Raw genomic sequence first — 20,348 nt, forward strand, 5'->3', positions numbered from 1 at the left:
ATTCACCTTCAGTTATTATCATTTCCTCATCAAACAATAATAATTCCCCGTCTTCGTATGTATCTTCCGTATACCCGAAGCATTCAACATCTTTCCGAAACGGCAGGCAGAAGTATTGCTGAATTTTCGTTTGGAACGTTCCGATATGATATCCAATAGTTCCACCGAAGTAAACCTCTCTTCCTTCTCCCCCTCTTCCGGCAAACGAAAATAGGAAAACAAATACTGCATCTCCAACGGTTCATCCTGAAATCCGGAATTACTCTGTGTCAACGCCCGTTCCTCTTCGCTGTTCAACCAGTAACGTTCACCCGAACGGATTGCATGAAGCGCCTGTGCATACAACTGTTCATATTCTATCGGAGCAGAAACATCGATAATACCTGTCACCTGAACACAAACATAACGTCGGCTCCCTGTCGGGTCCGTCAACAGCTCCATCGGGTTAGCCGTAGCCGCAAACGAAGCCAACCGCCTCATCTGTTGGAACGTCTTCTGATGCGGACGCCGCACCTTCACTTCCGGTTTCTGAATTAGATATTTCAAATCCGCCTGATATTTCTTGCTCAACCGGTCGAATTCGTCAATCGTTATCAATACATTCTGAGCCATCAGCAGTTCCGCCTCGCTCTTATTCTCCAGATTGATGCTTTCCGCATGATAATCCCTCAATACAGGCGGAAGAAGCAAACGGAAAAAAGTCGACTTTGAAATACCCTGCCCGCCCACTAAAACAGGAACAAGATTATTCGCATACAACCGGTCAGTCTTCTGCCAATGAGCTACCATACTGATAAACCATATATAAAAACGGTTCCTCCATTCCCCGTCTTTTGTCGGAACCGTATCCGCCAATGCACGTATCCGGTCTCTCCCATCCCATGTCGGCAAATTATATAAAAACATTTCCAACGGATTATAACTCGGCACCCTGGGCGAATAGATATACCGCCGCACATCCTTATCCCATATATCAAGCCCTTCCTCCATGGCATTCAGACAGATACCGTTCAACACCTCGGCAGTCACCAGCCGGAAACGGAAACAAAAAGAGTGCCTTTCCCGATATTCCACCTCACCGATAATCTCATTCTTCCGAAACTCATACCGCCGCTTCAAAAACTCCTCCATACGCGCCAGCAAGTTCATAGACGACGGCAAACAAGGTTTCTTCCCAAAGGCTTTACGGGAAAGATATACATTATGCACCGTCTGCCGCAACAAATTCAGGTCACGTAAATTCCACATCCGAAAATACAGCCAATGAACCACATCTTCCTCCGGAACGCCCGAATCAAAACAAAGCATACTCACAGCAGCTATAAAGTTTTTCGGTTCTTTTTCTTCCCAGTCCGGCCCCTGCTCACGATACACCTGATTCAGGCAGGTCTCAAAAAGCATTTCAATCTTTTTACGTTGTTCCGTACCCGGCAGGATACGTTCCAAAGGTTCGTCCGACTGCTTTATCTTCTCCACATATCCCGGTTCTTCAGGCATTGCCAACGGCTGCTCCATCCTGACCGGCAACGAGTCCGGATTATAAAAGCATCCCGGGTCATACGAGATGCGGCACCCCCTGTCGAGCGACGGTTCCTTATACTCCGCCTCCCATTGCAACTGTGCCTGATAATGCAACATCGCCCTGCGGTAAGCATGTGCATGGAAGCAGGCTGCCATCTCCCGGTCAGCCGGAAGCGAACCATCCGGCAATGTATAACGTACCACCACTTTCACACTCAGTCCGCTCGAACCGACAAAAGCCAGCAGAGGCTGATTATACATTACCACCTCATCGCGCAACCTTCTGGCTTCCGAAATATTTGCCAAACGGTCAAATTCCAACAAGACCAAACCGTTATAACATTTCCATTCCTGCTCCTTATAACCGGAAGCAAAGAGTATGACCGGCACCTTTTCCGCATCAGCCGCACGGCTTCCCGGCGAACAATAGGGAATCATTTCGCGCATATTCTTCACCGGCTTTGCCTTCGCCGCATCCTTCATATATTCCACGACGGTATCCAATTCCACCGGTTTACCTGAACTCAGATCTCCTTTTACCCACGTCACTTTCATACCGTCCCCTCCTTCTTCGGCAAGACATAAACAGCATTTTTAGGTCCGCCCAAACGGACAATCCGCCCTTGCTCCCGCAACTGTTTCAAATCGCCTTGTGCCAGGTAACGCGAACAGGCGTTTACTCCCATACAATCGGAACTGCTGATCTCCCCATGCCTCGACAGATAACGCAAAATCCGTTCCTGCCGCTGCTCCGGTGTATAGGCATCCGGTTTTCTGTAATCCGTAGCTCTTTCAAAATGCATGGAACTCATTTCTTTCTTCAACTCCTTACAGGCCCGGAAAGCGACTTTAGAAAAATGTATACTTTCCGCCCTGATCTCTTTGGGGTTACGTATCGGAGGACATTTCGCCGTAGGATAAAACAGGCCAATCCCCTCAATCTCCACCGGATCACCATCCTTCAGGGAGCGAACCAGTTCTTCTTTAAAAAGAGACATCATTCCTTTCACCTCTCCTTCATTAAAACTACTGCGATCGGCAATCCGCTCGCACAACTTTTCAAAACGCAGCACCTGCCCTTCCACGATCCGGGCATGCAGCACACCTTCCTCCTCTTCTTTCTGTCCAGGAGAATGGGGATTTTTATAAAACAGATACTTAGCCGGCATATACAATATTGTGTTTTTCTATCCCTTACCCTATTATATAGTAAGGGGTAAGTTTATACTATTTAAGGCAAACCCTATCACTCATTCACTTAACGACCAAGGTCGGCATGCTTACCCAGCACCATCAATAAGCTTAACGACGTAGGTCGCAAAGCTTACCGACGGTCATCCTTTGGTTTATAAGTCATGACTAAAGGTATAGTTTATTATTGGTTTAATGCTAATAAATAAGAGGAAAAGTGATAATTATTTTAAGTGCGAGCGGGGATGATAGATAAAAGGTGAAGGGTTTGTGGCAACCGTTCACCTTTTATGAGAACCGTTCACCTATAAATCACATGCTTAAACACGAATAAATCAATAGATTAGACAAGGGAAGATGAACAGTGAACGGTTTAAACACCAATTACATATGGTTAATCTTTTCTACAGAATATAATCTATTGGCAACGTCTTCAATCGTATCCACCTCTTCCAGATAATCCGTAAATTTAGGATGAATGGCTTCATACCCCAACCATGCCCCCAATATATTACCGGTCACCGCTCCTGTTGAATCACTGTCGCCACCATGATTAACTGAAGCTATCACAGCCTTTTCAAAGTCATCCGGATATTTGAGACAACAATAGATGGCAATAGCTAATGTCTCCTCAGCAACCTTGCCTTCTCCCAACAGAGAAATCGCTTCCTCATCTGTAGCAAACAAATTCTTTTCAGCCAGTTCTATAGCATGCCGGATCATTTGAAGCATATACTTGGTACGGCCATATTTCTTTCCATATAACAGATGTATCCTCTCCCAGACATAGTCTGTTACTTCACCAAGCGAACCCCACTTCCTTGTAGGATATACTATTTCATTCAATAAATAGACCATCATAGCAGCAGGAATGAACCCTAAAGAATGCCCATGGGTCAAAGCGGCAATCTCCGCCCCTAAATGAGCTTTCTCTTCAGCGGAACAATCCGGGTCGTTTATCAAAGCAACGGGAGCAACACGCATAATACCCCCACATCCCTTGCTGTCATTTACATGCCATGCCAATGAACCGGGTTTCTTCTCCCGCAAAGCATACATGCATGTCATTCCCGGTGCACGCCAGTCCTGCATCGCTTTCAAATGGCTGATATCACAAACAGGATTAATAACAACCGGTTTCGATGAAATTTGTAATGCATGCCACTCTTCATAAGCCTCCCAAACATAATGCCGGGAGAGTACCTCCGGCGATTTAATCGTTACACCGGAAGCATACCCATTGAGCAAACCACAAGCTGTGTACAAAGTCATCTGCGTATCATCCGAAATCTCTGCTATACCACGCGGCATGGTATACGTAGTGATACCGTCTTCACCAAAATCATGACGTATCCTGTCATAATCATAAAATTCAATAGGATAACCCAAAGCATCCCCTACGGCTCCACCGACCAGACTGCCTGTTATCTTATTCAAAAGTATTTTATTATTGAGATCATCCATATACTTATTCTTTTATTATTTCAACTCCCGTCTCCGTACTTCATCCACTCCTGTGATCATATTGACATGTGCTATCACATCCTGCAACTCTTTGACTGAATGGACTGAAAAGTCTATCGTACAATCTACTATTTCATCCACTGTTACAGTCGTCAGATTCACAATGGAAAGTTTTAGCTTATTCGTAATACTATCGATCAGGTCGCTAAGCAAATGATAGCGGTCTACCGCTTTTATACTGATACTTACCGGATAAAGAATATCCTTATCTTCCTCAAAGTTCACAGAAACAATAGAATCACCTTTTTGTGAAGCCAGGCAGATAGCGGAAGAGCAATCCCGTTTATGGACAGTGACGCACTTGTCAACCTCCGTAAAACCGATCACCTCATCTCCCGGCAACGGATGACAATACGGGCAACGCTTATAAGGTATTTGCTTCATCCTAGACAGACAAGAACGCAAATGTCGCTTAGCTTTATAGGTAAGCACATGGTTTATCCAGTCCGGTTGTGGATTGATATGTTCATTTACTCCGATTTCCACACAGTCCCCCCGATGTAATACAGTCTTTATCGAACATAGCTTGCCATTGACACGGGCATATTGGGCATGTTCACCGATACGGCTATGGATCTCGAAAGCAAAATCAAGGGCGGTGGCCCTCTGTGGCAAAATGATCGGACGTCCCTGAGGTGTAAACACCATAATATCGTCATTATAGAAAGAAGTCACCACACTTTCCATAAAGCTACCTTCCTGGCTATGATAAGCAATATCCTGTAATACAGCCTTGAACTTTTCAATCCAGTTGTCTATATTCTTTTCCGTACGGCCAGCCACACAGCCCAGTCGCGAATTGCGAACCATACGTTCGGAACTGATATGGATTTCCTCCCATATCCCCTGTTCGCAAAGCAGTTTGACATGAAAACTCTGATAACCGTTTTCTTTCGGTGAATCTATATAGTTAGCAATGCCTCCCGGTTTTTCTTTAAACTCATCTGTCAGCAGAGAATAGATACGGAGACTCATATTCTTTTCCGATACCTGAAGGTCATCCGGAAAAATAATATGAATAACGTGCCGATAGTCCAGATGTTTAAAGTCCCTTCCTGTTGCCTGCATTTTACGCCATATGCTATAAGGTTCTCTATACATTACCTCCAATCTGGCCCGAATGCCGTTATCCGACAACAAACGACTGATCCTGTCAGTAAAATAGTCAAGCCGGCCTCTATTATCCGCCTCATCCTTTTCTAATAGTTCTGCCAGCATCGCATATTCCCGTGGACAACGATAACGCAAACTAAGGTTCTCCAACTCAGTTTTAATATCATACAAACCTAACCTGTTAGCTAAAGGGGCATAGAAATAATCTGTTTCTCCGGCAATTTTCATTTGTTTGTCCGGACGCATGCTTTCCAATGTCCGCATATTATGCAGCCGGTCAGACAATTTGATCAGGATTGCGCGAATATCATAATGCACGGAATCGAGCATCTGCTTGAAATTATCCAATTGCTTGGACATCTCATAGTGCTCCTTTTTTCGTTTGGTAACAACACGTACCAGGAAAGCGACATCTTCTCCGAAACGTTCCTCTATATCTTCAATGGTGTAGGGAGTATCTTCCACCACATCATGCAGAAAGGCGGCTATCACCGGATTAGCTCCCAGCATCAATTCCTTACCAACAATATAGGCCACCGCTATCGGATGGATAATATAAGGTTCGCCTGTCTTGCGCTTTTGAGATTTATGCGCTTCATCAGCCAAAGCATAAGCAGCTTTAATCCGTTCCATCTCTTCCGGCGTTACACGCTGTTCCATGGCTTGGAAAAGAGTTGTTACTTGTTGTCGGATATGTTGATCGTATATTTGTTTCATAACTTTATTCCCTTTTCTATGATTATAGCTGTATAATTGAATGTCCCCCCATACCGTCACAGACAACAAAAAGTGTCCTATTGTATCCTGGAACTATTTCATTATTTCTATTCAAAAAACTTCTTTTCCACTACATATACTCGCACATTATCCCGATAACACATCCAAACCTCCAGTCCCAGGATACCGACTAAAGAGATAGTAATCATGCAGCAAATAACTTTCCCAAAGACACTCGATCGTTTCATGACTTAATCATTTATTTATATCATCATCCTTTTCCTCAAAATAATTTTCAGCCAGTGCACTGAAACGTCTTGCAATACGATCAAAGAAACGGCTTCGGGCACGGCTTTCTTTCTTGAACATTTGACGGGTACCCTGTTCCGAATAATCAAAACTCATCACATTGGTTACAGAAATAGTGGCAGCCACCTTCTCTACATCTTGATTGGTTCCGATATAGGTAAAAACCCATCCTTTCCCTTTCAATTCTTCAACCAGCGTTTTCACTCCCTGCCCGGTAAACTCGGAAGAAGAGTTTTCTACCCCATCAGTTATGATCGTAACCAGCGCTATATCTTTCTTTCCTACCGAGTACTTCAGTGCAGACAGGGAAATCCCCATTGCATCGTAAAGAGGTGTGCAACAGTTCGGCGAATATGTTTGCTCATCAAGCAATCCAATCATAGAAACGGCCACTTTATCATAAATTGTACGGATAGCCCCTGAGTTAAATGTAACCAATGAAACGAAATGTTCCTGTTCCTCGTGTTTTGCCTGTGCTGCTTTGATAGTTTGGACAGTTTCATTAAATCCGTTGATCGCCTGTCTTTTAATATTGCCCATCGAACCGCTTTCATCTAAAATGATTAGATTGTAAATTTTCCTTGTTTCCATAATTTTTATCCTAGTTATTCCAATATCAAACAATTTATATCCTTCCCTACAGCTTTATAGTATCATTAATTAGATATTATCATCTCAGAATAGATTATTTTCATGATGGGGACATAATAATTTTTCATCATCTGCATACAAGGTTGGATCAATCCCCAGATAACAGCTTCATTGATTGCCCCATCATCAACGTTAGCATAAGTCCTGACAAATAGAGTATTCCGCTCTTCATTCAAAAACATGGTACCGAACAGTTCTTTTGAATTAAATATATTGATAGCTGTCAAAATATCAATGACTTTATGTTCCGGAACATTAACAGGTATCCTTGAGAAACAACGAATAAGAGATTGTTCTTCATCATATCCCAACATCATCGTATATTCTACATTACCTTCCTGCATTGTAAAATAAAACACTTCACTCTCCTGGTCATGAACAAACCGAAAACCGGCATTCTGTAATGCTTCGTTAATCGTTAATTGAATAGTTTTCATGATATAACACAATATTAATTTGTTAATACTTCAGACTCTGTCTCCGGAAACCAACGGTCCAGAATATTATCTACTTTCCATTGTATTTCCGGAGTAATATATTTACTAACTTTTTGATAAGCTATCGTTAATGATACGATTTCATCTATCCAGCCAATAACAGGTAAACGTTTGGCTGATATTAAATCAATCGGAAGTACTAAATAAGAAAGCGCAGAAACTATCAGAAGTTTATCTGATTTCGGAGTATCCGGACTTTTCAGCACATAATATAGCAACAAAACAGGACGTGCGCTCACTCTTCCGGCTTTTCGGGTATATTCGCCGATCTTTTCCCACAACTCAGAATAATTGATTATACTTTTCTTTTCCATATTAGAACATTTTAATTGTTTCTTATATAGATGTATCTTTGGTTGCAAAACTATCATCACTATACATAAAATATAAAGAAAAACCAGAACTAGTTGTTACCCCATTAATTTAGAAAAGAAAATTCAAACAAAAAGTATACTATAAAACAAAATCGCTATAGCAACTTGAACAAGGCTATAACGATTTTGGAGGGTACTGATATTTATTGGGGATCTTACATAATTCTACACCACTATCTTCTACAATGACATTCTTTTTGTATTTTCCCGTCACCACCACATCTATCACAATAATCATAGACGATACCATCACCATTGCAAGTATAACATTTCTCCCCATCTTCTCCATGTCCATATCCACGACAATCCGGACATGTTTCTTTTGTTTTTCCACTACCATAACAGTCAGGGCAATCAATAGTTATATAGCCTACCCCATCACAATACGGACAACTTTGTTGTTCTTCAAACCATCCCATACTTCATTTTTTTAATATTCATAATCCAAACTATCTAACAATTATCAATCGTTATTACAAGTGTCACAAATTGGTATATCATATTTATGTACGCAATCCCGGCAAAGCCTTTTGTGACAGTCGAGACATTGTGCAACTGCCGGTCTCGTCGGATGGTAGTAACAATTCATTTTCTAATCTATTATTTTAGACAACACCGTACGTCCGGATACACAATTAAATTCATCCTGCACCTTCTCCATCACAATTTTATCTAATTTACTTTGTTTGATAACGCCCCAAATTTGTGGAATGACAAATGGCCACCAAATGCAAATAGTCAAAACTGTTGGAATAACTTGTTGTCCAAAGATACCCACTCCTGCTTTCACATAAACATGAGGTGCGGCTGGAGAGATAACAATTTTAAGTGCAGTTTGCAATCCTAATACCGCTTTGAATAAGGCCCCTTTCTTAATAGATATGTCCCAATCACCTGATGGCATTTTAATTCCATTGACCTCATAACCTTCATATCGCATAGAAGTCATAAGATTATTTGCAACAGTATCTGCATGTGCAGATACATTGTAAAATAGACGTGTCGATTTGAATACTCCCATATTATTATCTTTTTCTTATATACAATAGTTCGTTAAAAATTCGCCACGCCTAAGCGGCTCTGGCAGTAAATAAAATGAGTTCTTTGAAAAGTTTGTCAATAACTTGCATGTCTGGGTTAATCCCGAACACGCAAATAAATCGTTCAAGCATATAAGCATTGTGTATGAAAGACTTGCAGGAGGATATGGAATAGGTTATTCCGAGCCTCTTACATGCGGCTTTGGCCAAGTTGACAGCTGCAAGCGACGCATTGAAGTGAAAATCCAACTTTCTGAAGTCGGTTGACTGACAGTTGGTGATTCCCGCATGCTGCTTGCCATCTCTAAAGCAAAATTCCAGCTGGAACCTGGTTCTGTAATAATCCAGAACCTCACGTCCATCCATCGAATCGTCTGTAGAGAAGTAAAGTTGCCACTTGTCTGTCCTTCCGTCCATCGGATACCAGACGGATAAGGAAACATACCTTTTGAGAGCTTTTGCATATACCCTCAATCCGTATAGTTTTCCCTTGTTCACCTCGTATTCCTTGCACCGGGTCAGATCCAGATTGGCAAAGTCAATCCTGCCGTCAAACCACTTGGGATGACCACGTTTCCCTGTTTTCTTTTCCAATGTCGGATAGTACAGGATTACATCATTCCTAAAGCGGCTGATGACATGGAAATCGTTCTCACACATAGGCGTTATGAAAGTTTCCTTGGAAAAGAATGCGTCTGCAACCACCGTTCTGGATATGCTCTGTATCTTGTCTTTTTTGCTGATAAGATAGCTGCTGTACCAGTCAACGAGGTTTTTGCCCATATTATCCAAGGTCTTACAATCCGGCGTCTGAATGGAACCTAAAGTCATGCAATCATGGTTGTCGATGTCAATGACCCCGATGCCCAAGATTTCCAATCCTCGCTTATAATCTCCTGCACAACCAGACCAGAAGTAACCTATCCAAGGTGTCTTCTTGCCTGATTTGGGGATATAGGAAGGATCGATGGCGATGGCTTTTCTTTTACCTGTGAGATGCTTGCTGATGATAGAATCATTGAACGCAAACCAGTCGAAAGTTTCATTCTCAAAAAGGCTACGGTATGTCTGTTCCGAAAAACGTCCATACCTGCCCAATTGGAGGAAGTTTATACGATCAGGGATAGCCATGAATAATTTCATTGCATCCATGAACGTTTTTTCAAAAGGTTTTTGTATATTCACGACTGATTTGAGAGCCGAGAGGCACTCAAATTGGTATTGCATAAGGAGTGTTTCTTTAGTCATAATCAGATGAGTGCAAGACTTCTAATTTACTAAAAATCAATGAATTATGCAATACTTTTCACCTTTATTATCAGCAGGTTAGCACTCTTTTTTCAGCACATTTCTTCATGCTTAACCATTCGTTTTTGACAACATTTCAATGACCTCTTTAGTGTTTTCGAACCAGCTTTTGCCGGTTCTATTGTTTAACTTTTAATTTTTCGGTAAAAATTTACCGAAGTATTGTATATAGATACGTTCTACTTACTAAATCTATCTTTTCAACTTGATTTTGAATCAAAAAAGTTTTTATGATGGAAGTAATAGTCTAATGTCGTTTCATATTTATATCCACATTTTTCCAAAACTCTTTGTGAAGCCTTGTTCTTATCATCTATTCTTGCTTTTATCGTTATATATTGCCTATGTATATATTCTGTTACCGCATTAACACATAGAGTCATAACACCCCGATTTCGATACTGTTGGGATAAGGCATAGAAAATTATTGGTTCAAATTTTAATTCACTAATTCCAATAATGCCCCCCAAAGTATCTTCTGATAAGTAAATTCCCCATAATGCACCCTGTTCCTCCTGGTAAGTTCTTTCAAAAAGTGTAATTATTTCATTCACACTTTCCAAAGTTTCCATATTCGCTATACCCGGTAGATACTTAGATATTTCTCTATCAGTTATAAGATTCAATAAATCAGAATTTGAATCCGCTTGTAACAATGATAGAAAACAGCAATCGGGAATTGTCAGTTCCGAAAATAGTTTCATAAATTTACTTATCAGTCAAGAGTCCTCTTTCTGCCATTTCACAAAATATTAATAAGTAAGCTCTTGTATATGCTATTTGATTATGACAAAATATAGACAATTCGGTCTCTGATAGTTCTAAAGAAGTTAAACAAATATCACATAAACGAATAATAGGACATTCGGAACAGTGCTTATTTCTGTTCTCTATCAGTTTTATGACATAGCTGTTAGCAATATCCCAATCAATACCATCATATATATTTCCAATACGATATGTATCACACATCTTCTCACAGACTCTGATGCCACCTTCCCGATCAATAAATAGTTTTCTGTTATTAGGCATACAAGTGGAAAGCTGATTTTCTCCTTCGAGTTCAAATATAGGACGTTCCAACCAATCAGAAATGCGTTCATTCAAAAATGATTCTAATACAATATATTTCGGATGCTTTATATATGTTTCCAATATGTTGTATAATTGCTTATCTAACTGTTGTGCTTCTATCTGTTTAGTTCCTTTCTTATAATTAGGTGCTACGTTGGAGATATGTGCCGGTGCTTTGCTTTTTAATAAAGAGTCATTATTCCATAAAACAGCAATAGGAATTAAATCCTCCCAATTAGGTAGTGTCATTAATAAATGCACATTGTCACTAAAGAATACAGGATATGTATCTCTTATATAAACCAGATGAGGATATATTTTATCAAATGTACCATTTCCATTTTCATCTTTTCGATACAGATCATTATAATGCTTTGTACCATCAATGGAAATATTCAATTGAAATTTATTCTGAACGAACCAATCGGCTTTTTCCGGCGTTAACAGTACACCATTAGTACTTATAAAATAATTAACATTGTTATCGAATAAATCGTTTGCCTGGCTGACACAGTATTGGATAAGCTTGAACTCTACCAGGCATTCTCCTCCATAAAAACCAATTGAGACAGAAGATCTACAATGTACTTTTTGGATGAACTTTAACAGGGTGTCAATCCCTGCGGATGTAAGAGATTTTTTTCCATGCGTTCTGTTATTTATGTAGTTCCCGGAATAACAACAATATGTACATCGTAAATTGCATTTATCGGTAATTTCTATAATAAATGTGTCAAGCAGAGGAAAATCCTCAAATCGTCTAAACGATTTAAACCTAAGTCTATCACAAGGATAAGATTTATTTCCTAACTCAATTTCGTTGTTATGTCTGTTATAAACATATTCGTTACCACTGACGGTTTTTATTCGCATTATATTCTCCTATTATATCATACGCCAATTATGTTTTACTTAAATAAGAACCTGGTGATACTTTTACTCGCAAACAACGTATTTCACAGGCTCCTAATCCCATTGTTACTGTTTCTTTCTGACTCTTAGGTATCTTATTTTTATCATAATTCAACATTTCCATCGGAGTCATTGAATGTTTCTTTATTATTTCCATTATCTGTATTTATTAAGTATTTTATTGTATTCGCCGGAATGATACCACGACCATAACTCTGACGCTCTTACCACCAACCAGGGCATAGCTGAAGTATTAATAGATAGATATTTTATAACGCTATCCATTGTACCAGAATAATTTTTTTCAAAATCTATTGCTTGCTGTATAAATGACTCGATATGAATTTGGCTATAACACTTCTTGGGTAATCCAGCCATTTTTATCATTGTGCTTAACGCCACATTGATGTCTTGACAACATAGCAATCCCATTCGGTCGGCTGTGAAATCAGAAATACGATACCAATTCAATAGAGGCATTTTGACCAGACTCATCCATATTTTCAAGTCGGAGTTTACAATCGGCATATACAAGGCTTCCATAAACATATGATATGTTTTATGACCGCATTTCATATGTCCTAACTCATGCCCCATCACAAAGAATAATTCATCAGGACTAAGTAAATCTATAGTGCCAGACTGCAATACCATCCTTTTCTTTTGCTCGCCAATAGTAAAGGAGCTGATATCATAAAACCAATCTGTAGAGCAAGCCGGTATATCTTTTACATCCAACAACCGACAGGCTTCCACTAATTGACGATGTATTACCGGCATACTTTTAGAAGTCACATTAATACCTTCTGCAGAATACTCAATTTCAGCATATTTTTCCATGATATTTACTATGGTCTTATCAACTATAGCTTTAAATCCCGGAATTTTATTGAGCTTTTTTATCGTTGACCTATCTTGAGAATGCAAAATTTCAGTAGTATCAAGTCCCTTTAATGCAGTTCTAAGTTTCATACAATTTGTTATTTTTAAACTGGATTTATCCCGATAAACCAATTAAATAGGAGTTACCATATCGTCGTCATTATCCTCATTGTCTTTTATCTTTGATATAGAAGTTACCTTGTTGGTAAACTTCATTTTTTCCTTTTCTTTCCATTTTCCTATTGCAAGTTCAGCCACTTCCAACTGAGCTGTCTTGATTTTTTCCACTATACTTTTCTTTAGATCTATTTCCGTATCATACTGCTCTTGCTGAAGTTTTTCTTGGCTACTTATAGCAAGTCTATGAATATTCTTTATCATATTGCTATACTCATCAGACTCCAAGTACTCCATCATTTTCTGTTCCTCTGCATATACCATGCGTTCATACGATCCAATAGGAGATACTATTTTAACTACCGTAGGAAGAATCTCCACGATGAAAAACAATATTCTGATAAGCCATAAAAACATTAATTGAGTTTTATCAGTGAACTTTCCATTTTTATCAGTCTGCCATACAGCATATTCCAATATTTGGAAGTTACGAATAAAATGATTCCCTCTTAATAATTTATCCTGTTTGCTTGCTTCCTTCATTTCTCGTTCTTGTGCCACCTTTTCCTCTCGGACCTTATCCTTATTGCGGCTTATAAGCATTTCGTCATAAACATCGTCTTTCCGTCCTTTTTCTGCAGATTTTGAGTTTCTTTGAAGAATTAAGCTGTCTATTTCTGCTTGTTTTTTGCTTTCCAATTAGATGCGGCTGAGTCCATGTTTTGTTGGGCAGTCGCTTTCTGTGATTGATACGTACTCATCTCGCTTTGATACTTATTTAGTATACTTTGTGATGGATATTGCTTTCTATTTTCCGCATTATAATTTGCAGACACATTATTATATGCTTGCAATGAATTGTCATATTTTAGTTTTGCTACATTGTACTCTGAACTGTTTGGATAATTCTTCTCATCTTCCAGTTTATCGATTCTCGCTTGCAAAGAGTTTATTTCTCCTTCTAGTTTTAATGATTCAGCTCTCAGTTTGCTAAGGGTAGAATCAGCGTTACTGATACGTGTGGACAGCATATCTTCTCCACTATTATCTTTTAATTGCCTACCAAGTATGGATATTTGATTAGCCTCAAAATTTTCCTCATTTGCAGATATATAATCCTCGAAGATTACCAATTCCAATGGTATGGAAACCATAAAAGCTACAACAATCGCTAATGCGGCACGCGACAGTAAAGGTACAATGATTGTTTGCCGCTTTTTTGTGGGGTCCTTTTTTAATGTGATTACGAGACTTCTATCTATACAAAATATCAATATTGCCCATATCAATCCAAATAGGAACGACCAGCCGAAATTACCCGAGTCATCTGTGCCCTTTTGTGTGAAATACCATGCGGCGGAGGTGCCTGCACATAATGCGATGAATGCCGTCATCAAAATTGTCGCACCTATCACAGAGAATTTCTTGTGGTCTGTCCGACACTTCTCTAGGATTGGAATTTCCGCACCTGCTATATTCCAAAGAAGGTGTTGAAAATCGTTATTCATATATTTCATTTTTCTTTTTTTCTAAAAGGTAAAATTGTTTACTTTCTTTCTGAATGAGATGCATTATCAACCAATATGTACAACTCACCATCAAGAATAATGTAATAGGCAACAGCCAATTTATATATGTATTGAACAGGAATAGGCAATTCATGCCATATCGATTCAGCATAGTCCATCTTTGTTCAATAAATATGTATAAAAAAAGGGGGGAGAAGCCCCATATAACAAGTATATATTCAATAGTAGCAGCTATATAGAAATCTAAAGTACAACCGGATTTCAAAAAGAATAAGAGATATTTCCTGTATGCAAGTACAGCCAATAAGGCAGAAATGAGGCAACTTCCGACAAGCAGACTAAGCATGCAATTTTCAGATACATATAGCAAATATACATTATCGACAATCATTGCTGAGGCGAATATTACAAATATCCGTTTGGCATCGTTCAACTGTCGACGAAAGGATGGCAGTATTTGTATTGCAGAGTCCTTTCTCATTTCGTAAATCTAAGTTTATCAATAAAGATTTTTAACCTATTTTTCAACGTAAGTTTCCACATCGTATGGTTGATTGACTGCGTGGGAACAGTTGACATCCATTCGTCTATGCGAGCTTTCTTCATGGAGTCTGATAAGAACGAAAGATTTATATCACACGAAGGTATCTCTATTTTCGAAAAAGAGTCAACAAAAGACATATCTACCTTAGGCAGTTGACGCACACCTATAGATATGGACATCTTTTCTTGTGAAATCATATTTTGTGCTTCAATCACATACTCTGTCGTACAAGAGGGAGAAACTTGCAGGGTATTCAGTTTAGTTACATCTTTCATCAGAGGATGTATTCTTACTGACGCAGCATTCTCAACATCCCAATGTAGCGTTACCCTATCTGCTTCTGTTATTACATCTTTGTCCGCTGTAAAGCTATTGATTATAACCGGAGCAATAAATTGAATATTCAAACTCTGTTTTGTATAAATAGAGTTATCATCTGCATAGCATGTCAGTGTGTATGTTTCTGTTTTTGTTGGTATCATCTTATAGTAGTCTTTTCTCGTAACGTCAATTTCGATACCAGAATATGAGAGTATCACTTTATTGGCATTGCGAACATCCCATTTCAACTTTACTTCTTGACCAGCGTGAACAAGATGAAAAGGTGTTGTAAACGAGTTAATGTATGGAATAGGTTTAGGTGAAAGTCGAATGCTACGAGTAGCTCTGTCGTAGTCATTCTCTGCAGTCAGTGTTATTGTCTCAGCTTTGTCAATCCTAAACTCATAGTCACTGTATGCAGAAACATCAATACCATTTATTTGAACAATATCGGCATTCTCTACCTTCCACGTGAAGTGAATAATACTTCCTATATTGTATGTATGCTCAGCGATGCTGAATGACAGGATCTCAGGTGAAAGTTTTATTCCTTTTTTTGTAGACTCAGGGAACTCATATCGACAATGGCGGCAAAAATTAGCAACTACGGGATTATCAGTTTTGCATTTTGGACACAATTTCGATTCTACCATCATTCCTTTGCAACTTTCATTGTTGATTCAATTTTAATAGGTTCGCACTGCCAGAAGCTTGTTGCACACCTTCTACAGAAACTAGCGTCATTTGGATTCTCTGTATAACAGTTAGGGCATTCTTTCATGCCTGTTTCGACATTCACCTTAACATGTTTGTGTGTTCGCTTCCATTGTGCTAGTTCCTGACGTAGTTGTAGGTTTTTATTAATTACGTCACTAATCAGATTTTGTATAGTAGATAATTGAGTGTTTGTAGTAGTAACACTATTAGAATAGGCTTCAGTTGCGTCTGTTTCTTTTTGAAGAGCAGTTACAAGTGTGTTAATTTGCGCGGCCAATAAATCATAATCTTTTGTCGCAGTCTTTAAGGTATCGGATATACCTGCTAAATTATCACCAATATTCTTGGTCGCATCTTCCAATTTTGCTGTGTTATTGGTAACATTAACATCCATTCGGTTTAATAATTTCGATAATTCCGTATTGATAGCATTCAACCATTCCGTTTGACTTTGATGCGATAGGATAGTTATATTCTCTTGATAGCCTTCTACCTTTGCAAGCAGTTGAGCTACGAACTTCTTGTTATCCTCTGAAAGAGCATTATATTTCTCCTCTGTAATCTGCTTGATGATGTCGAGTAGTTGCTGCTTAAGACTCATTATCTCTGTTGGCAGATTCTTTGCCAATTCCTCAAATTGAGTTTTCAAAGAACTTATTAACAACAGAAACTCGGAAGAGATGTTACCTATGTTTCGCTCAATTTCAGAGGACAACGAACTTATTGCAGTTTGGTTATCTTTCACAATTACCGACACTGCTTGTTTGTTATCTTCTGTTAATGTTTGTAATTGTTGCTTAGTATTGATAGCAATACCTTTTACTTCCTCAGCTAGAGTCACTCCCGTTTCAGAAATAGCTAGTTTTACTCCATCGACAGATTCATTTATGGAAGCAGTGATATTATCTGAAAGTAGAGTAAGCTGTGCTTTTTCGCTTTCCATAAGTTTTTTAAGAGAGTCTGCATGTACAGTAAATAACGTTTCAAACTTTTCTTTTATCGTGCCATGTGTAGCCTTTATTATCTCATTGATTCCACTAAGATATTGCTCTGTCAATTCCTGCATGTGTAGTTTCTCTTCCTTATACATGGTACTATAGAATTCTTTCAAGTTCTCCGTAAAATCAGTAGTCATTTTCTCTACAAGCAAATGTTGAGCTTTCGTTTCCTTAATTAAAGTTACATTTTGTTCTTTAGATACCGCTAGCAATAAATCAATCTTTTCTAACAAGCCTTCGCTGGCTGACACTGGATTTACACCCAACTTCTTGTTCGTTTCATAAATCTGCTGACAAATAGCCCCAATATACTGTTCTGGAGTACCATCATATTGTCTTTTATATGCTTCAGCTTCTTCTTTGTCCTCATTTGCAAAAATGATTTTTGCAATAACCGATGTGGCAATAGCTCCAATAATACCTATGATTGAAGTACCAAAAGCTGGAATAATGTTTTTTACAAGCGTATTAATATCATTCCAATTTATGGTCTTACCACCATGAGGAGATAGTGCATATACAATACAACAAAATGTACCAAGAATACCTAGCGATGTCCAAACATTTGGAATATAGTTAAGCAACTGTCTTGACTCCGTATGTCTATATTGGCGGTACAGACCTCCTGTTATCAATAGTCCAACTAAAAATGTAATAAGATTCATGTGACTGATTAAAATTTCCATATTACCTATTTTGATAAAATTCTAAACTCAATTCTGCGAGAAGATGGGTCATAGTACTCATCATCTAATGTACCTTTCTGCACTCGATCTGAAAAAGAATAACCGACAGAAATCATATTCATTTTTACAAAATTCTTTTCTTCATTGCTCAACTCCGAACCATTTAGTATATATTCATAAACTGCATTTGCCCTTTTGGATGACAAATCTAGATTCTTTAAAAAGCTATTGTCACCTCCTCTGTCAGAACCTTTCCACGTTGGATCCGTATGTCCCTCTATGCGCAATTCAATATTATTATCCTTATTAATTAGCATTGTCTTTCGAACTATTGCAGCATACTTTTCATATAAATACTCTTTTAGTGGGGATTTAATTGTTGAGTCACCTGGAGTAAATAAGTCTTTACTGGAATCTTGGTGTCTAAGGATAATACTTCCACGGATTGAGTCAATAACGGCTTTTATATCCTTTGTAGATGTGAAAACTTCTTTATATTCATAAATTCTGTTCTTCAGATTAGAGTGATTGATAGAATCAACAACTTCTTCTAATGACTTTATATAATTCCTTAACGAGTCTGGATTTTCGACCCGTAGGACTTTACAAAGGTGTTCATACTCCTTTTTTTTGTTGTCAAATCTGTTATACATCACAGCGCTAATAATGATGAATATCACTAAGAAGCCTGACATTAAGTCTGTATAACTCATCCAGAAATTATGTTCCTCACCAGAATCCTTTTTAAATAACTTCTTCATCGCAATTTGTTGCCTTTTATATCATAGTGACACTCTATACCTTGTGATGTAACTGTCATTACAAAGTTAATAAACTTAGCCGTAGAGTCGTATTGTACGAAAATAATAATTTTCTTATACGTAAAGGCTATATAATCCTTTTTGTTTGCTCTTTATTAGTAACAAGTGTCATTATCAAAATATCCAAATACTTAGAAGATAATAGTATCTTATTTTTGCTTTTATCAAATAGTCGCATATAGGATTTTTGAACAATACGAACAATCCCTCCACAAAAAACAATCTTCTATATAATCGTCAGCACTCTTATTTTGGGAACAATATCTATAATCGATTACAAAGGTAAGAGGGCTTACCAGTCCTAAATGTTTCAGTCATGTCTGTAGGTCTAAAAGTATTAAAATAAGGTTCTATGTATTTATAAGTATTGGAATCTTCTTCAGTTATATTTTTATCCGCAGGACATAGTTCATCAATCCAACCTTCTAACCTATTTTTTACATTTAAGCAAATGTAAAAAATACAAATGATAAATATTTTCTGGCCACGACACTCATTATCTAACCAAGATATTGAATCATTGACAAATTTAGCAGCTATTTCATCTAATGAGGTATCGTATTTTCCAGTTTGACACATCGATGGTGATTGATCTATCATAAATATTATTAATCGTAAATTCTGCATGGTAATCTTGATTGGCATATTGGCAAAAATTACTGTTAAAAAAATCTATGCGTCGCAGATAAAAAGGGAAGCGTCATATCAAAATATCTATGAGAGATTCGTTCCCCCTTAATATATATCCCATTTTCGTATCTATTGTTAGAGTCCCATGTTACATCCATAAAAAGCCATCGGTTTTCCAATTTCACCCTTGTTATAACGTGATTTAAATCAGCTGTTCTATTTACTACATTACTCCAACCGCTTTCAAATATATTCCGTATAGCATAACATAAAATGTTTTCTGTATGAATGCCAATTGACTTCAACAATACCAATGTCAAATCTGCATACCCCTGACATACACATCGTTTCGTATTTACAATCTGCTCGATTGTACGATTGGTACTATCTTTCGAAGATAGCGAATCTAAATCATAATATATATTACTTGCCACAAAGTCATGTATTACCAAAACCTTTTCCCTTACAGAGCTGCACCCTACAGTAAGTTTGATGGCAGCTTTTCTCATCATGTGTTGATTTTCTAATAGCGTGTCGCACAACACATAGTCTAATCGGTCTTTTCTAATTAGTTCCCGATTCCATGACGTATAGATCGGCATAATAAAATACCATTGATTATTATCACATAACTCCAAAATTATCTGCTTCCCTCCAATGAAAACCTCATAGTTAAAGCCGTTATTACTCCCATAAAGGGAAAAGTAATATTTCCCCGGTGTAAATATTTTCAACTCACATCTACAACTATCTGAAAGATAAACTCTTGAATACAATTCATTTTGTCGCTTATCTACAACTTGTATCCATTTAAAAACATATAACATCTCAATGCGGACAATGAGAGTGCAATCTACAAGTTCCAACTCGTA

The 20,348-nt window shown here is 38.2% G+C and carries 22 protein-coding genes; all 22 read right to left on the reverse strand.

Features of this window, described 5'->3' with window-relative positions; translation table 11 throughout:
- Positions 1-18 precede the first annotated feature (18 nt).
- Positions 19-2,076, reverse strand: a complete 2,058-nt coding sequence (locus tag HMPREF1535_RS22105; RefSeq protein WP_046147496.1) for a VapE domain-containing protein — start codon at positions 2,074-2,076, stop codon at positions 19-21.
- The gene (locus HMPREF1535_RS22110; protein WP_046147497.1) at positions 2,073-2,690 is read right to left on the reverse strand and encodes an HU family DNA-binding protein; all 618 of its coding nucleotides are present in this window, start codon (positions 2,688-2,690) and stop codon (positions 2,073-2,075) included. The genes HMPREF1535_RS22105 and HMPREF1535_RS22110 overlap by 4 nt, the downstream gene beginning before the upstream one ends.
- A gap of 406 nt (positions 2,691-3,096) precedes the next feature.
- Positions 3,097-4,176 carry an ADP-ribosylglycohydrolase family protein gene (locus HMPREF1535_RS22115; RefSeq protein WP_046147498.1) on the reverse strand — a complete coding sequence of 360 codons (1,080 nt, stop codon included), beginning with the start codon at positions 4,174-4,176 and terminating at the stop codon, positions 3,097-3,099.
- Between the two features lie 15 nt (positions 4,177-4,191).
- Positions 4,192-6,066 carry a RelA/SpoT family protein gene (locus HMPREF1535_RS22120; RefSeq protein ID WP_048316164.1) on the reverse strand — a complete coding sequence of 625 codons (1,875 nt, stop codon included), beginning with the start codon at positions 6,064-6,066 and terminating at the stop codon, positions 4,192-4,194.
- 107 nt (positions 6,067-6,173) lie between these two features.
- Complete coding sequence (locus tag HMPREF1535_RS25890) at positions 6,174-6,314, reverse strand: hypothetical protein (RefSeq protein ID WP_154670881.1); 141 nt, start codon at positions 6,312-6,314, stop codon at positions 6,174-6,176.
- A gap of 7 nt (positions 6,315-6,321) precedes the next feature.
- Complete coding sequence (locus HMPREF1535_RS22125) at positions 6,322-6,966, reverse strand: vWA domain-containing protein (RefSeq protein ID WP_046147500.1); 645 nt, start codon at positions 6,964-6,966, stop codon at positions 6,322-6,324.
- Positions 6,967-7,031: 65 nt separating this feature from the next.
- The gene (locus tag HMPREF1535_RS22130; protein ID WP_148499126.1) at positions 7,032-7,463 is read right to left on the reverse strand and encodes a YbjN domain-containing protein; all 432 of its coding nucleotides are present in this window, start codon (positions 7,461-7,463) and stop codon (positions 7,032-7,034) included.
- A 14-nt stretch (positions 7,464-7,477) separates the two neighbouring features.
- Complete coding sequence (locus HMPREF1535_RS22135) at positions 7,478-7,837, reverse strand: YkvA family protein (RefSeq protein ID WP_046147502.1); 360 nt, start codon at positions 7,835-7,837, stop codon at positions 7,478-7,480.
- 175 nt (positions 7,838-8,012) lie between these two features.
- Positions 8,013-8,255, reverse strand: a complete 243-nt coding sequence (locus HMPREF1535_RS22140) for a hypothetical protein (RefSeq protein WP_148499127.1) — start codon at positions 8,253-8,255, stop codon at positions 8,013-8,015.
- A 234-nt stretch (positions 8,256-8,489) separates the two neighbouring features.
- On the reverse strand, positions 8,490-8,918 hold the full coding sequence (locus HMPREF1535_RS22145) for a hypothetical protein (RefSeq protein WP_046147504.1): 429 nt from the start codon (positions 8,916-8,918) through the stop codon (positions 8,490-8,492).
- Positions 8,919-8,967: 49 nt separating this feature from the next.
- Complete coding sequence (locus HMPREF1535_RS22150) at positions 8,968-10,185, reverse strand: transposase (RefSeq protein WP_046145492.1); 1,218 nt, start codon at positions 10,183-10,185, stop codon at positions 8,968-8,970.
- Between the two features lie 260 nt (positions 10,186-10,445).
- On the reverse strand, positions 10,446-10,949 hold the full coding sequence (locus tag HMPREF1535_RS25215) for a GNAT family N-acetyltransferase (protein ID WP_052716767.1): 504 nt from the start codon (positions 10,947-10,949) through the stop codon (positions 10,446-10,448).
- A gap of 4 nt (positions 10,950-10,953) precedes the next feature.
- Positions 10,954-12,192 carry a radical SAM protein gene (locus tag HMPREF1535_RS22160; RefSeq protein ID WP_046147505.1) on the reverse strand — a complete coding sequence of 413 codons (1,239 nt, stop codon included), beginning with the start codon at positions 12,190-12,192 and terminating at the stop codon, positions 10,954-10,956.
- Between the two features lie 28 nt (positions 12,193-12,220).
- Positions 12,221-12,388: a hypothetical protein gene (locus tag HMPREF1535_RS25895; protein WP_154670882.1), complete on the reverse strand. Its 168-nt coding sequence runs from the start codon at positions 12,386-12,388 to the stop codon at positions 12,221-12,223.
- Positions 12,388-13,203, reverse strand: coding sequence for a M48 family metallopeptidase (locus tag HMPREF1535_RS22165; RefSeq protein WP_046147506.1), 816 nt, complete (start codon positions 13,201-13,203; stop codon positions 12,388-12,390). Before HMPREF1535_RS22165 ends, HMPREF1535_RS25895 begins: the two co-directional genes overlap by 1 nt.
- A 42-nt stretch (positions 13,204-13,245) precedes the next feature.
- On the reverse strand, positions 13,246-13,929 hold the full coding sequence (locus tag HMPREF1535_RS25220; protein WP_052716768.1) for a DUF4407 domain-containing protein: 684 nt from the start codon (positions 13,927-13,929) through the stop codon (positions 13,246-13,248).
- A complete protein-coding gene (locus tag HMPREF1535_RS25225) occupies positions 13,902-14,738 on the reverse strand; it encodes a DUF4407 domain-containing protein (protein WP_161799527.1) in 837 nt (278 codons plus the stop codon). The genes HMPREF1535_RS25220 and HMPREF1535_RS25225 overlap by 28 nt, the downstream gene beginning before the upstream one ends.
- Positions 14,739-15,236: 498 nt before the next feature.
- Positions 15,237-16,280 carry a zinc ribbon domain-containing protein gene (locus HMPREF1535_RS22180; protein WP_046147508.1) on the reverse strand — a complete coding sequence of 348 codons (1,044 nt, stop codon included), beginning with the start codon at positions 16,278-16,280 and terminating at the stop codon, positions 15,237-15,239.
- A complete protein-coding gene (locus HMPREF1535_RS22185; protein WP_046147509.1) occupies positions 16,277-18,025 on the reverse strand; it encodes a zinc ribbon domain-containing protein in 1,749 nt (582 codons plus the stop codon). The genes HMPREF1535_RS22180 and HMPREF1535_RS22185 overlap by 4 nt, the downstream gene beginning before the upstream one ends.
- A gap of 5 nt (positions 18,026-18,030) precedes the next feature.
- Positions 18,031-18,786, reverse strand: a complete 756-nt coding sequence (locus HMPREF1535_RS22190) for an OmpA family protein (protein WP_046147510.1) — start codon at positions 18,784-18,786, stop codon at positions 18,031-18,033.
- Positions 18,787-19,110: 324 nt separating this feature from the next.
- A complete protein-coding gene (locus HMPREF1535_RS22195; RefSeq protein ID WP_046147511.1) occupies positions 19,111-19,491 on the reverse strand; it encodes a hypothetical protein in 381 nt (126 codons plus the stop codon).
- Positions 19,492-19,508: 17 nt separating this feature from the next.
- Entirely contained in the window at positions 19,509-20,342 is an 834-nt protein-coding gene (locus HMPREF1535_RS22200) for a transglutaminase domain-containing protein (protein ID WP_046147512.1), read from the reverse strand.
- Between the last annotated feature and the right edge of the window lie 6 nt (positions 20,343-20,348).

The sequence above is a fragment of the Parabacteroides goldsteinii DSM 19448 = WAL 12034 genome, from assembly GCF_000969835.1.
Taxonomy (GTDB): domain Bacteria; phylum Bacteroidota; class Bacteroidia; order Bacteroidales; family Tannerellaceae; genus Parabacteroides; species Parabacteroides goldsteinii.

Bases quoted from the DNA above. Each gene is read 5' to 3' on its own strand.
- HMPREF1535_RS22105 (WP_046147496.1), bottom strand. From the start codon at position 2,076: ATGAAAGTGACGTGGGTAAAAGGAGATCTGAGTTCAGGTAAACCGGTG.
- HMPREF1535_RS22110 (WP_046147497.1), bottom strand. From the start codon at position 2,690: ATGCCGGCTAAGTATCTGTTTTATAAAAATCCCCATTCTCCTGGACAG.
- HMPREF1535_RS22115 (WP_046147498.1), bottom strand. From the start codon at position 4,176: ATGGATGATCTCAATAATAAAATACTTTTGAATAAGATAACAGGCAGT.
- HMPREF1535_RS22120 (WP_048316164.1), bottom strand. From the start codon at position 6,066: ATGAAACAAATATACGATCAACATATCCGACAACAAGTAACAACTCTT.
- HMPREF1535_RS25890 (WP_154670881.1), bottom strand. From the start codon at position 6,314: ATGAAACGATCGAGTGTCTTTGGGAAAGTTATTTGCTGCATGATTACT.
- HMPREF1535_RS22125 (WP_046147500.1), bottom strand. From the start codon at position 6,966: ATGGAAACAAGGAAAATTTACAATCTAATCATTTTAGATGAAAGCGGT.
- HMPREF1535_RS22130 (WP_148499126.1), bottom strand. From the start codon at position 7,463: ATGAAAACTATTCAATTAACGATTAACGAAGCATTACAGAATGCCGGT.
- HMPREF1535_RS22135 (WP_046147502.1), bottom strand. From the start codon at position 7,837: ATGGAAAAGAAAAGTATAATCAATTATTCTGAGTTGTGGGAAAAGATC.
- HMPREF1535_RS22145 (WP_046147504.1), bottom strand. From the start codon at position 8,918: ATGGGAGTATTCAAATCGACACGTCTATTTTACAATGTATCTGCACAT.
- HMPREF1535_RS22150 (WP_046145492.1), bottom strand. From the start codon at position 10,185: ATGACTAAAGAAACACTCCTTATGCAATACCAATTTGAGTGCCTCTCG.
- HMPREF1535_RS25215 (WP_052716767.1), bottom strand. From the start codon at position 10,949: ATGAAACTATTTTCGGAACTGACAATTCCCGATTGCTGTTTTCTATCA.
- HMPREF1535_RS22160 (WP_046147505.1), bottom strand. From the start codon at position 12,192: ATGCGAATAAAAACCGTCAGTGGTAACGAATATGTTTATAACAGACAT.
- HMPREF1535_RS25895 (WP_154670882.1), bottom strand. From the start codon at position 12,388: ATGGAAATAATAAAGAAACATTCAATGACTCCGATGGAAATGTTGAAT.
- HMPREF1535_RS22165 (WP_046147506.1), bottom strand. From the start codon at position 13,203: ATGAAACTTAGAACTGCATTAAAGGGACTTGATACTACTGAAATTTTG.
- HMPREF1535_RS25225 (WP_161799527.1), bottom strand. From the start codon at position 14,738: ATGAATAACGATTTTCAACACCTTCTTTGGAATATAGCAGGTGCGGAA.
- HMPREF1535_RS22180 (WP_046147508.1), bottom strand. From the start codon at position 16,280: ATGATGGTAGAATCGAAATTGTGTCCAAAATGCAAAACTGATAATCCC.
- HMPREF1535_RS22185 (WP_046147509.1), bottom strand. From the start codon at position 18,025: ATGGAAATTTTAATCAGTCACATGAATCTTATTACATTTTTAGTTGGA.
- HMPREF1535_RS22190 (WP_046147510.1), bottom strand. From the start codon at position 18,786: ATGAAGAAGTTATTTAAAAAGGATTCTGGTGAGGAACATAATTTCTGG.
- HMPREF1535_RS22195 (WP_046147511.1), bottom strand. From the start codon at position 19,491: ATGCCAATCAAGATTACCATGCAGAATTTACGATTAATAATATTTATG.